The organism is Rhizobium sp. C4 (assembly GCF_021026315.1).
Taxonomy (GTDB): Bacteria; Pseudomonadota; Alphaproteobacteria; order Rhizobiales; family Rhizobiaceae; genus Ensifer_A.
The window spans coordinates 108,078-120,659 of record NZ_JAJNCX010000006.1 but is presented as its reverse complement, the minus strand read 5'-3'; the positions used below and the strand labels follow the sequence as shown (position 1 = coordinate 120,659).

At 62.0% G+C, this 12,582-nt stretch carries 12 protein-coding genes; 9 read left to right on the top strand and 3 right to left on the bottom strand.

The window, feature by feature from the left end; genetic code table 11:
* The first annotated feature begins 13 nt into the window (after positions 1-13).
* From LQK84_RS12595 to ureG, 9 genes are all read left to right on the top strand, one after another.
* Positions 14-625 (top strand): Urease operon accessory protein, encoded by a 612-nt coding sequence (locus tag LQK84_RS12595; RefSeq protein ID WP_230829232.1) that lies wholly within the window; start codon positions 14-16, stop codon positions 623-625.
* A gap of 23 nt (positions 626-648) precedes the next feature.
* Positions 649-2,361, top strand: coding sequence for an urease subunit alpha (gene ureC / locus LQK84_RS12590; RefSeq protein WP_230829076.1), 1,713 nt, complete (start codon positions 649-651; stop codon positions 2,359-2,361).
* A 241-nt stretch (positions 2,362-2,602) separates the two neighbouring features.
* Positions 2,603-3,142: a peroxiredoxin gene (locus LQK84_RS12585; RefSeq protein ID WP_230829075.1), complete on the top strand. Its 540-nt coding sequence runs from the start codon at positions 2,603-2,605 to the stop codon at positions 3,140-3,142.
* Positions 3,143-3,188: 46 nt separating this feature from the next.
* Entirely contained in the window at positions 3,189-3,863 is a 675-nt protein-coding gene (locus LQK84_RS12580; RefSeq protein WP_230829074.1) for a TIGR02117 family protein, read from the top strand.
* Positions 3,864-3,897: 34 nt separating this feature from the next.
* Positions 3,898-4,506: a LysE family translocator gene (locus tag LQK84_RS12575; RefSeq protein ID WP_230829073.1), complete on the top strand. Its 609-nt coding sequence runs from the start codon at positions 3,898-3,900 to the stop codon at positions 4,504-4,506.
* Between the two features lie 45 nt (positions 4,507-4,551).
* Positions 4,552-4,848, top strand: coding sequence for a putative quinol monooxygenase (locus LQK84_RS12570; protein WP_230829072.1), 297 nt, complete (start codon positions 4,552-4,554; stop codon positions 4,846-4,848).
* A 108-nt stretch (positions 4,849-4,956) separates the two neighbouring features.
* Positions 4,957-5,424: an urease accessory protein UreE gene (gene ureE / locus LQK84_RS12565; protein WP_230829071.1), complete on the top strand. Its 468-nt coding sequence runs from the start codon at positions 4,957-4,959 to the stop codon at positions 5,422-5,424.
* Positions 5,393-6,097 carry an urease accessory protein UreF gene (locus LQK84_RS12560; RefSeq protein WP_442966954.1) on the top strand — a complete coding sequence of 235 codons (705 nt, stop codon included), beginning with the start codon at positions 5,393-5,395 and terminating at the stop codon, positions 6,095-6,097. The genes ureE and LQK84_RS12560 overlap by 32 nt, the downstream gene beginning before the upstream one ends.
* A gap of 28 nt (positions 6,098-6,125) precedes the next feature.
* Positions 6,126-6,737, top strand: coding sequence for an urease accessory protein UreG (gene ureG / locus LQK84_RS12555; protein ID WP_230829069.1), 612 nt, complete (start codon positions 6,126-6,128; stop codon positions 6,735-6,737).
* Positions 6,738-6,853: 116 nt separating this feature from the next.
* Here the strand turns inward: ureG and LQK84_RS12550 are convergent, their stop codons facing one another.
* The 3 genes from LQK84_RS12550 to LQK84_RS12540 form a co-directional block, all read right to left on the bottom strand.
* Complete coding sequence (locus LQK84_RS12550) at positions 6,854-7,525, bottom strand: Crp/Fnr family transcriptional regulator (protein WP_230829068.1); 672 nt, start codon at positions 7,523-7,525, stop codon at positions 6,854-6,856.
* 244 nt (positions 7,526-7,769) lie between these two features.
* On the bottom strand, positions 7,770-11,090 hold the full coding sequence (locus tag LQK84_RS12545; RefSeq protein ID WP_230829067.1) for an efflux RND transporter permease subunit: 3,321 nt from the start codon (positions 11,088-11,090) through the stop codon (positions 7,770-7,772).
* Positions 11,091-11,106: 16 nt separating this feature from the next.
* Positions 11,107-12,291, bottom strand: a complete 1,185-nt coding sequence (locus tag LQK84_RS12540; protein ID WP_230829066.1) for an efflux RND transporter periplasmic adaptor subunit — start codon at positions 12,289-12,291, stop codon at positions 11,107-11,109.
* Between the last annotated feature and the right edge of the window lie 291 nt (positions 12,292-12,582).

Below are 12,582 nucleotides of genomic sequence, written 5' to 3'. Positions count from 1 at the left end.
GGGGCGTCTCTTCATGGTGGTTGGCAATGGCGATATCGGGCCGAATGCGCGGGAAGCAATCGCCGATGCGCATGCCGTCGTGCGCTTCAACGATTGCCGCTCCGCCGGTGCAGATGCGGCGCGCACCGACATCGTGGTTGTCTGCAACACGGGCCGGCCGGGCAAGAAGATGCTGGGGGAGCCGGGCTGGCGGGCGCACCCCTCTGTCAATGCTGCGGACGAAATCTGGTGCGTGCGCGATCCGGAAAAGTTTGCCGAGATGCGTGCGCCGCTGGCCGTCAGCCATCCCGAACTCGACGATTTCTGCGATGACTATACCGACGGCTTCCGCGCCTATGCGGGAAGCGCCGGCAAGGGCTTCCGGGTGGTTCCGCGTGCCGTGCACGAGCGGCTGGACGAGGCGCTTTCGGCCTTTTCGCCGGCGCCCTATGTCGTGCCCTCGACCGGCCTTGTGACCATTGCCGACCTGATCGAGAACCGCATGGAAGGCGATGACCACATCGCTCTCGCCGGCTTCTCGCATCAGGGCTGGGACGGCCATCCCTGGGATGCCGAAAGAGATTATCTCGAACCGCTGGAGGCAAAAGGCCTCGTCCGGCGGATCACTGAAACAAAACACGCATAATCCGGATCAGGAGATTACGGCTCATGTCTTACAAAATGTCCCGCGCGGCCTATGCCGGCATGTTCGGACCGACAACCGGCGACAAGGTGCGCCTTGCTGATACGGAACTCTTCATCGAGGTGGAGAAGGATTTCACCACCTATGGTTCGGAAGTGAAATTCGGCGGCGGCAAGGTCATTCGTGACGGCATGGGGCAATCCCAGGTGACGCGCGCGGCGGGTGCGGTCGATACCGTCATCACCAATGCGCTGATCGTCGACCATTCCGGCATCTACAAGGCCGATATCGGGCTCAAGGACGGGCGCATTGCCGCCATCGGCAAGGCCGGCAACCCGGACACGCAGCCGGGCGTCAACATCATTGTCGGTCCGGGTACGGAAGCCATTGCCGGCGAGGGCAAGATCATCACCGCCGGCGGCATGGACAGCCACATTCACTTCATCTGCCCGCAGCAGATCGAGGAAGCGCTGATGTCGGGCCTCACCTGCATGCTCGGCGGCGGCACGGGGCCGGCACATGGGACGCTCGCCACGACCTGCACGCCCGGCCCGTGGCATATCGCGCGCATGATCGAGGCGGCCGATGCCTTCCCGATGAACCTTGCCTTTGCCGGCAAGGGCAATGCCTCGCTTCCCGCAGCGCTTGAAGAAATGGTGCTGGCCGGCGCCTCGTCGCTGAAGCTGCATGAGGACTGGGGCACGACGCCGGGCGCGATCGATTGCTGCCTGTCGGTCGCCGACGAATATGACGTGCAGGTGATGATCCACACCGATACGCTCAATGAAAGCGGCTTCGTGGAAGACACGATTTCGGCGATCAAGGGCCGCACCATCCACGCCTTCCACACGGAAGGGGCGGGCGGTGGCCATGCGCCGGATATCATCAAGATCTGCGGCCAGCCGAATGTCATCCCGTCCTCGACCAATCCGACGCGGCCCTACACGGTCAACACGATTGCCGAGCATCTCGACATGCTGATGGTCTGCCATCACCTGTCGGCGTCGATCCCCGAAGACATCGCCTTTGCCGAAAGCCGCATCCGCAAGGAAACGATCGCGGCGGAAGACATCCTGCACGATATCGGCGCGTTCTCGATCATCTCCTCCGACAGCCAGGCCATGGGCCGCGTCGGCGAAGTGGCGATCCGCACCTGGCAGACGGCAGACAAGATGAAGCGCCAGCGGGGGCCGCTGCCGGAAGAGACCGGCGACAACGACAATTTCCGCGTCAAGCGCTACATCGCCAAATACACGATCAACCCGGCGCTGGCCCACGGTCTTTCCCATGAAATCGGCTCCATCGAGATCGGCAAGCGCGCCGACCTCGTGATCTGGAACCCGGCCTTCTTCGGCGTGAAGCCGGACATGGTGCTGATCGGCGGCACGATTGCCGCTGCCCCCATGGGCGACCCCAATGCATCCATCCCGACGCCGCAGCCGGTGCATTACCGCCCGATGTTCGGCGCTTACGGCAAGGCGCTGACGAATTCCTCCGTCACCTTCGTCAGCCAAGCCGCACTCGATGGCGGGCTGAAGAACAGGCTGGGGACTGCCAAGAACATGATCGCGGTCAAGAACACGCGCGGCGGGCTCACCAAGGCGTCGATGATCCACAACGCGGCCATGCCGCATATCGAGGTGGACCCAGAGACCTATGAAGTGCGGGCGGATGGCGTCTTGCTCACCTGCGAACCGGCGACGGTTCTGCCGATGGCGCAGCGGTATTTCCTGTTCTAAGATCGACGAGACCGTCGCAGACATTTGAGGCGCACGCGGGCGGGCGATCTGCCCGCGTGATGATGCATGCGCGATGCGGATATAGCGGTTCACAGTTATGCATCTGACGAATACCTCCCATGCAAGCCTGTTTAAATCAGCCTTCCATGCTGCACTGCACGCGGAGACATGGTTATATCTTGAAAGTATCGCTCAGCCGCCCCCCGTGGCTTGGGCGCATTCAATTTCAAGGAGATGATCCATGCTCATTGGCCGCAAGGTGCCCGATGTTACTTTCCGCACGCGTGTCCGCGATGAATCGATCGGTGGCCCGAATCCTTTCCGTTGGCAGGACGTGACGTCCGCCGACTATTTCGGTGGCAAGCGCGTCATCCTGTTCTCGCTGCCGGGTGCCTTCACCCCGACATGCTCAACCTATCAGCTGCCGGATTTCGAAAAGCTCTATCCGGACTTCCAGTCGGAGGGGATTGACGAGATCTACTGCGTCTCCGTCAACGATGCCTTCGTGATGAATGCCTGGGGCAAGTCGCAGGGCCTGGAACATGTGAAGCTCATCCCGGATGGTTCGGGCGAGTTTACCCGCAAGATGGGCATGCTGGTTCGCAAGGACAATCTCGGCTTCGGCCTGCGCTCCTGGCGTTACGCCGCCGTCATCAACAACGGCGTGGTGGAGCAGTGGTTCGAGGAAGAAGGCTTCTCGGACAATTGCGAGACCGATCCCTACGGCGTATCCTCGCCGCAGAATATTCTGGAAACGTTGCGCCGCAAGCAGGCCGCCTGAGTTTTGACGGGCGCGCGCCCCGCGCCGCAAGGCGAGGGCGTCACGCATGCGTTGGTTGAGACGGATACTGCTGGGGCTTTTGATTGTCGCAGCCGTCGTCGTTTCGGGAACGTTCGTCCCCCGTCCGCTCTTTTCCGCCGGATCGCAAGGACCTGCCGACGACATCAAGCGGCAGGTCCTTGTCATTTCCAATCCTATCCACACGGATCTGGCCTTTCCGCTGGATGAGGAAACGCTGGCCCGTTTTCCCTTTCTGGAGGCCGCCGGGCTGCCGGTCCGGCATCCGCTGGCCCGTTGGGTCATCTTCGGATGGGGCGGCCGTTCGTTCTATCTCGAAACGCCGACATGGGCTGAGCTGAAACCGATGCCGGTGCTTCGCTCCCTGACGCTTGACCAGTCAGTCATGCATGTCGAGGTGGTGGGGGATATCGATCCGAAGAACCCGGCTGTTTACAGCCTCTCCATCGGGAAAAGCGGTTTCGACACAATGGCCCGTGCGATCGACGAGTCGTTCCGGATGACCGAGGGGAAGCCGCAGGTGATCCTCGGAAAGTCCTATGGCCGTTCGGATCTCTTCTTCGAGGCGAACGGCTTTTTCAATGCCCTGTTGGGCTGCAATACATGGACGGCGCATATGCTGCGAGAGGCAGGTTTGCGCACCGGCCTCTGGAATCCCCTGCCGGTTTCCCTGACGCGCTCCCTATCGTTGTTCAATAAATGACGATATCGTCGCCCGCATCTGGAGGACTTCAATCATGATCGCATGGGCACTCTTCATTCCGGCCTGTTTCGCGCTCAACTGCGCGCCGGGGCCAAACAATATGATGGCTTTTTCCAATGCCGCGCGGCTGGGCTTCGGCACGGCCTGCCTGGGCGGGCTCGGGCGGGTGCCGGCCTTTGCGGCACTGATCGGGGTGACGGTGCTGGGGCTCGGGGCGGTGCTGGCGGCCTCTGCCGAGGCGTTTCTCGTCATCAAGATCGCCGGCGCCATCTATCTCATCTATACCGGCATCCAGATGCTCCTGAAGGCGAAGGCCTTTGCCGAGATGCAGTCCGGCGATGTGGCGCTGAAGGCGCTGATGCGGCGGGATTTCACCATGGCGATTGCCAATCCGAAGGCGATTGCGATCTTCACCGCCTTCTTCCCGCAATTCCTCGATCCGTCGATGCCGGCCTGGTCGCAGCTGTTGCAGATGGGCGGCGTGTTTCTCGTTCTCGAGGTTCTGGCGGTGGCGCTTTATGCGTTGGCGGGTGCGGTGCTGGGGCGTTTCATCAAATCTGCCCGCGTGTTCATCAACCTCAACCGCCTTGTCGGCGGCGCGCTGATTGCGGCTGGCGGTTCCATGGCGTTGACGCGCCACTGATCTCCTGCCACTGAGACTCCCGAGGAAAAACATCGAGGAGCTCAGATGATCTACGTGATTGCTACCGTCAACCTGAAGCCCGGCACCGTGGAGGATTTCGTCGCCGCGGCAGCACCCTGCCTAATCGGCACGCGCGCGGAGGAAGGCTGCATTTCCTATGACCTCCACCGTCGCGAAGGCGAGCCGAACACGCTTGTCTTTGTCGAGCGCTGGGAGAGCCGCGAGCATCTGAAGGCGCATTTTTCCGCGCCGCATATGCTGGTCTATCGGGAGGCGACGAAGGATATGGTGGCCAATCGCACGATCGAAATCATCGAACCGGCAAAGGTGGACAATTTGTAATCTGCCGATATGCGTGCAGTGCAACAATTTTGTCATGTTTGGCCTTGAGATGTCTTGCCTTTCGGCAAGGAATTCGATTTGATTTCACGCGTTTGCGGAAGGGTTTCCATGTTACGCGCGATCTCGGTCCTGGCTCCCGGAGAGCCCCATTCTGCGCCGGTCGATACGGTGGTGCTGCCGCATGACGGGCGGCACCTGCGGCGCAAGCTTCTGCATCCGGAAAGCGGCGGCATGGTCATGCTGGACCTGAAGGAAACCGTGATGCTGGCCGATGGCGATCTGCTGTCGCTGGATGACGGGACCTGCATCAAGGTCGTGGCGGCGCAAGAGGATCTGCTCGAAATCATCCCGCGCGACCGCCTGCACCTGATCGAGCTTGCCTGGCATCTCGGCAACCGGCATCTCGCCGCGCAGGTGGAGGAGGGGCGCATCCTGATCCTCCGCGATCACGTCATTGAGGACATGCTGAACGGGCTCGGCGCGTCTGTCCGGCATGTTCGTGAAGCTTTCCAGCCGGTTCGCGGCGCTTATCATTCGGGAGGGCATGGACATGCACATGGCCATCACGCCCACTGAACGCCGCCACACGACGGCGCTGATCCGCCTGATGACCTGGCTGTCGCCGGCCTTTCCGATCGGGGCGTTTGCCTATTCGGGCGGGCTGGAGCGGGCGATTGCCGATGGCCGCATCCGCGACCGCGACGGGCTTCACGCCTGGCTGGATGGTCTGATGGCCTATGGCGCGCTCAAGACCGATGCGATCTTCTTTTCGCTGAGCTACCGCGCCTGCGGCGAGGCGACGCTTTCTGAAACCAACGATCTGGCGCTGGCGCTGGCCGGTTCTGCCGAGCGACTGGCCGAGACGGTGTCGCTGGGGACTGCCTTTGTCGATGCGGCGCGCGACTGGCCGCATCCGGTGCTTTCGGAGGTGCGCACGCGAGCCGATGGGCGGGTTGCCTATCCGGTGGCGGCCGGCGCGATGGCCGGGGCGCATGAGACGGGGCTGGAGGCGGGGCTTGCCGCCTATCTGCATGCCAATCTCAGCCAGCTTGTTTCCGTTGCCATTCGCTGCGGCGTGATCGGACAGAAGCAGGGCGTTGGTTTGTTGGCTTCCCTTGAGGATCACGTGGCATCGCTGGCCGGCGAACTCACCGATTGCACGGAAGACGATCTTGGCTCGGCGACCTTCATTGCCGAGATTTCCTCGCTGAAACATGAGACACAGGTGACGCGGCTTTTCCGCTCCTGACTGCCTCTGACTTTGGAGAATGACCCCGATGAAATCGCAGAACGGTCCATTGAGAGTGGGCATTGGCGGCCCTGTGGGGTCCGGCAAGACGGCGCTGACGGCGGAGCTTTGCAAGGCGATGCGCGGCGACTATTCCGTCGCCGTCGTCACCAATGACATCTACACGCGCGAGGACGCGGATGCGCTGGTGCGCATGCAGGCACTGACCTCGGATCGCATCGTCGGCGTCGAGACGGGCGGCTGTCCGCATACGGCAATCCGCGAGGATGCCTCGATCAATCTGCAGGCGATTTCCGGGCTCAACCAGCGTTTCCCCGATCTCGATGTCGTCTTCATCGAGTCCGGCGGCGACAATCTGGCGGCGACCTTTTCGCCGGATCTGGCCGATATCACGATCTATGTGATCTCCGTCTGTCAGGGCGAGGAAATTCCGCGAAAGGGCGGGCCGGGGATTACGCGCTCCGATCTCTTGGTCATCAACAAGGCCGATCTGGCCCCGCATGTCGATGTCGATCTCGGCGTGATGGAGCGCGATGCCACGAAGCAGCGCGCCGGGCGTCCCTTCGTCTTCTCCAACATGAAGCGGGCCGAGGGCGTCGGTGCGATCGTCGATTTCCTGAAGGTTCAGGGCGGGCTTTGATTGCACGCGGCGAATGAGGCTTTGCTGGCCCGTTGCCCAAAAATAGTGGGGCGGCCTGCTCCTTCTTTCGAAAGAGACAAACCGCCCCGTCCACCCCCGTGGAAACGTGTAGAGGCTCAGAAGTTCTTCAGCGCGTTCACATCGCCGATCTCGATGATGCGGCCGTGGACGCTGACGCCAGCGGACTTGAGCGCCGAGAAGGCGCGCGACAGGGCTTCGGGCGCAAGGCCCAGCTTGCCGGCCAGCAGGCTCTTCTGGAACGGCAGCCGGAAGCGGGCGCTGTTCGCATTTTCCGGGCAGTTCTGCAGGATGAAGTTGGCGACGCGCTGCGGTGCCGTGTGCAGCCGGTCGTCGGCCACGCATTCCAGAGCCTGGTCGAGATTGCGCGACAGCGAGGCCATCAGTGCGATCCCGATTGCCGGGTCCTGCGAAGCAAACTGCTTCAGCTTGTCGACTTCATAGCGGGCGAGCGTCACGGCCTCGGCGGATTGCGCACAGAAGCGGTGCGTCCCGCCATTGAACATCACGCCCTCGGCGAAGGTCTCGCCCGGGCCGTAGATGCCGATATCCGCCTCGCGGCCGTCCTTGGAGAGCCGGAAGACGCGGACGAAGCCGGTCAGCACCGTATAGAAATAGTCCGCCTTCTCGCCCTGCTTGAAGATCGGATCACGCGCCTCGTGGCTTGCCACGGTCACATGGTCGACAATCTTGAGGGCCGTAGCGGACGTCAGTTCGCTCAGGAAATAGGATCGCAGAAGAATCTCTTTTTCGCGAACGTTCAATTTCAAGACCTTGATCACAGTTCAAATCCCCCGTGCCTTATGAGCGTCCCTCGTGGGGGTGGCCCATAGTGCAGCGCGCTGGACTGCTCTGTTATCAAGCCGATCAGCTCAACCGAACCAACCACCCAGCGCTGCATTAGCGATTTCATACCGCTTTCAGGCGCGGGGCTGTTTGATTTCGATCAACTCATAAATGGATAATGGCCGGATTTTCATCCGGCCATTCGTCAGTACAGAGAAGTCTTTCGGGTTATTCTGCTGCCAGGTTCGGCAGCGCCCTGATATTGCTGGCCGCCCGAGTGGAGGCCTCCTTGTCGGCCTTGCTTTCCAGCGCGGCGAGACGCTCGTCGAGCGACTGCACGGCGCGACCGGTTTCGGCGACCGCCGTGCCGAGTTCTTCGGCGCTCGGCGGCTCTGCCTCGTCTTCCTTCTTGCCGAGGATGCGGCCGAACATGCGGCCGAGCAGGCGGGACAGGTCATCCATGATGAGGAAGAAGGACGGCACAACGACCAGCGACAGCACGGTCGAGACGATGATGCCGCCAATCACCGCAATCGCCATCGGCGAGCGGAAGGAGCCGCCTTCGCCGACGCCGAGTGCCGAGGGCAGCATGCCGGCCGACATGGCAATCGAGGTCATCACGATGGGCCGCGCGCGCTTGCGCCCGGCTTCGATCATGGCCTCGATGCGGTTCACACCCTTGTGCATGGTCTCGATGGCGAAGTCGACGAGCAGGATCGCGTTCTTGGTCACGATGCCCATCAGCATGAGGATACCGATGAGAACGGGCATGGAGAGCGAGTTGCCGGTGACGATCAGGCCGGCTGCGACGCCGCCAATGGCGAGCGGCAGCGAGAACAGGATCGTAAACGGCTGTATCACGTCCTTGAAGAGCAGGATCAGTACCATCAGCACGAGGAGAAGGCCGAGCAGCATGGCATTGCCGAAGCTCTTGACCATTTCGCCCTGAACCTTGGCGTCGCCGCTTTCGAGGAACTGGACGCTCGCCGGCAGCTGCACTTCCTTGGCCGCCGCCTTGAAGCGGGCTGTTGCCGTGTCGAGTGCCACACCCTGCGGCAGGTCGGCGCCGATGGTGACGACGCGGTTGCGATCCTGGCGCTTGATCGAGCTCGGACCTTCCGAGAAGACCACGTCGGCAACGCTGGCCAGCGGCACGGTCGCACCTGCGGCGGTGCGGACGCGCAGCGCCTTGATCGCCGCGAGATCGTGGCGCATGTCCGTGTTGAACATGACGCGGATCGGGATCTGGCGATTGTCGAGCGCCATCTTCGGCAGCGCGGCATCGGCGTCGCCAATGGTGGCCACGCGGACAGCTTCGGCGATCTGCTGTACCGTGATGCCAAGACGCGCGATCTGGTCCGAATGCGGCATGATGCGCAATTCGGTGCGCGGAAGCGCGCCTTCCGAGCTGACATTGGCCAGAACCGGCTCCTGGCGCAGGCGCGCTTCGAGCAGGGCGACGGCCTTGGACAGGTCGGCCTCGTTGGCGGACAGAATGTTGAACGACAGGTCGCGGTCGCCGCGGTCGTTGAGGCGCAGCAGCCGGACGTCCGGAATGTCCTTGAGCTTGGCGAAGACTTCCTTTTCGATATCCCATTGCGGGCGCACGCGGCCCTTCGGCGTCACCTTCGGCAGATACTGCCCGATGATCGGGAGCTTGCCCGCCAGATCATTGACCAGAGCGGTCACCAGCGAGGCTTCCTTGTGCTTCAGGAGCAGCGTGACGGTGGCGCGCGTGATCGACAGGTCGCCCTTGGGTGAGGAGCCACCCAGAATGAACACGTCCTGCACGCCTTCGATATCCTTCACGCGCTCATAGATCGCTGCGGTGGATCTGTTCGTGTCGTTGAGCGAAGAGCTGGGCGGCAGCTCGACGGAAAGCGTCACGCGGCCGGAGTCTTCCGGCGGCAGAAACGAGCCGGGAACCTGAAGCAACATGTAGACCGAGCCGATCAGGAAGGCGATGGCCGCCAGCAGCGTCATATAACGCGACACCGGGCGGGTGGTCGTGCGGATGAGGCCGGTATAGGCCCGCATGATCGCGCCGTCGTGATCGCCGTGATCCGGCACGCTGTCACTGGACCGCATCAGATAGGCCGCCATCATCGGCGTGATGAGGCGGGCCACCATCAGCGAGAAGAAGACGGAGAAGGCGACGGTCAGGCCGAACTGGATAAAGTACTGGCCCGGAATGCCCGGCATGAAGGAGACGGGCGCGAAGACGGCGATGATCGTGAAGGTCGTCGCAATCACGGCGAGGCCGATTTCGTCCGCCGCTTCGATCGCGGCGCGATAGGGCGTCTTGCCCATGCGGATATGACGGGCAATGTTCTCGATTTCCACGATCGCATCGTCAACGAGGATACCCGTCGCCAGCGTCAGCGCGAGGAAGCTGACGAGGTTCAGCGAGAAGCCCATCATGTCCATGATCCAGAAGGTCGGGACCGCGGAAAGGGGCAGCGCCACGGCCGAAATCAGCGTGGCGCGCCAGTTGCGCAGGAACAGGAAGACCACGATGATGGCCAGCAGCGCGCCTTCGATCAGTGTGTCAATGGCGGCTTCGTAATTGCCGATGGTGAAGTAGACGCTGTCATTGACCAGCTCGATCTTCACATTGGGGTTCTTGGCCTTGACCTTGTCGAGCGCCTTCTGCACCTCGTCGGCAACCGTCACTTCGCTGGCGCCCTTGGCGCGGAACACGGCGAAGGTGACGACGGGATTGCCGTCGAAATTCGAGAAGGAGACGGGCTCCTTGTAGGTGTCTGTGATGGTGCCGATATCGGAAAGCTTGACGAAGCGGCCATTGGGCAGCGCAATCGTCTTCTGTTCGAGGGCTGCGACCGAGCGCGCATCGCCGAGCGTGCGGATCGTCTGTTCGCCGCCGGCGATCTGGCCGCGGCCGGCACCGAGATCGGTGTTGGTGAGACGCAGCTGCGTGTTGACGTCCGAGGCCGAAATGCCGAAGGACTTCATCTTGAGCGGGTCGAGCTGAATGCGGACTTCGCGGTCCGCGCCGCCGAAGCGGTCGATACGGCCGACGCCCTTGCCGCCCTGCAGCGCGCGCTTGACGGTATCGTCCACAAACCAGGACAGCTCTTCGAGCGTCATGTTGGGCGAGGAGACGGCATAGGTCTGGATCGCCTGACCTTCGACGTCGATCTTTGCCACCTTGGGATCATCGACCGAGGCGGGGAGGGTGCTGCGGACGCGGTCCACCGCATCCTTCACGTCCTGAAGCGCCTGGTTCGTCGGCACTTCGATGTTGAAGATCACAGCCGTCGTCGAAAGCCCGTCCGTGATGTTCGACTGCATGTAGTCGATGCCGGCAACGCCGGCGACCGCATCTTCGATGATCTTGGTGACCTGGCTTTCAAGCTCCGACGGGGCGGCGCCGCTCTGGCTCACCGACACGGAAATGACCGGCACGTCGATATTCGGGAAGCGCGTGACGGGCAGCTTGTTGAAGGCCTGAATGCCCATGAACATGAGCAGGAAAAACGCCAGAAGCGGCGCGACGGGATTGCGGATCGACCAGGCTGAAAAGTTCATCGTCTTCCCGTGCCCCTCAGTTCGTCGCCGGCAGCGAGTCGACCGGCTTTACGCGGTCGCCATCGCGCACATAGGCGCCGGCCTTGGCGACGACCTTGTCGCCATTGCTCAGGCCGCTGCGAATTTCGATATACTGGCCATCCTGAATGCCGGTTTCGACCTTCACGATATGGACGACATCATCCTTCACGAGGCGTGCGGTGGTGGCCTCGCTGTTGGTCGTCACGGCCGTGATGGGCAGCGCCGGAGCGGTGCGCTGGGCAACGGTGATGTCGGCCTGCGCATACATGCCCGAGCGAACGGTGTCGGGATTGTCGATCTTGACTTCGACGGAGCCGAGGCGGGTCGTGGCGTTGACCGTCGGGTCAACCTTCAGGACCGTGCCGGAAATCTTGGCGCCGGAGCCGGCGAGCGAGATCGTCACCTTCTGGTCCTTGGCGACCTTCAGCACGTCTTCTTCCGCAAGATCCGCCTTGAGTTCCAGTGCGTTGTCGCGGATCAGCGTGAAGAGCGGCTGGCCTGCGCCGCTGGCGATCGCGCCGACCTTCGCGGTGCGGGCGGAGATCACGCCGTCGACCGGGGCCTTGACCTCGGTGCGGGAAAGCTTGAGGTTGATATCGGCGATCTGGGCGTCGATGACCTTCATGTCGGCGGCATTGGCCTTGATGGACTGTTCGGCCGAATTCAGCGCGGCGGAGGCCGAGATGACGGCAGCCTTCAGCTGATCGAGCTTCGAGGTGGCAATCGTGCCGGACTTGGCAAGTGCTTCGCCTCGATCAAGCTGGCGGTTCGCCTCGTCCAGATTGCTCTTGACCGAAAGGCGCTGCGCCTCGGCCTGTGCGCCGGCGGCAATCACCTTGGCCTTGTTGGCTTCGAGCTGGCTCTTCTGCAGGATCAGCGTGTCGTCCATCAGCGTGGCCAGCACGTCACCGGCCTTCACCTTGTCGCCGACATTGGCCTGCAGCATCTTGATCGACAGCCCCTCGACGAGCGGCTGGACATAGACTTCCTCAACAGGCTGGATTGTGCCGGATGTCAGAACACGGTCGGTCAGCTTCCGTTCGGTGACGGCGGTCACCACAATGGAGGGCGCGTTGATGGCGGGCTTTGCAGCCGGCGCATCTTCCGCCCAGGCAGGTGCAGCCATCAGGAGCGCCGCTGTTGCAAGCAGCCAATTCACTTTCGAAGTCTTGATCGTCATGTCTTTCAGAACCCTTTGCCAGCGCGTGCCCAAACGCGCTCCTGCGACATTCATGTCTGCCAGTCAGCTGCTACGCCTACAGACAGGAACCCCCTCATTTGCAAGTCGAATAACGTATAGTGGTTAAGTTTCTAAGCATTGAAAAAGCGAGATAACCAATCAATTTATGCTATGTTTCCCATCACTTCCGGACAGGGTCGACAACAGCTTCAAAACAGTCTCGCGGCATGTGGGGATCAACTGCTCTCATGACAAGTGTGCTGTTCCACTTGGTGCTATTCCTAATACAAC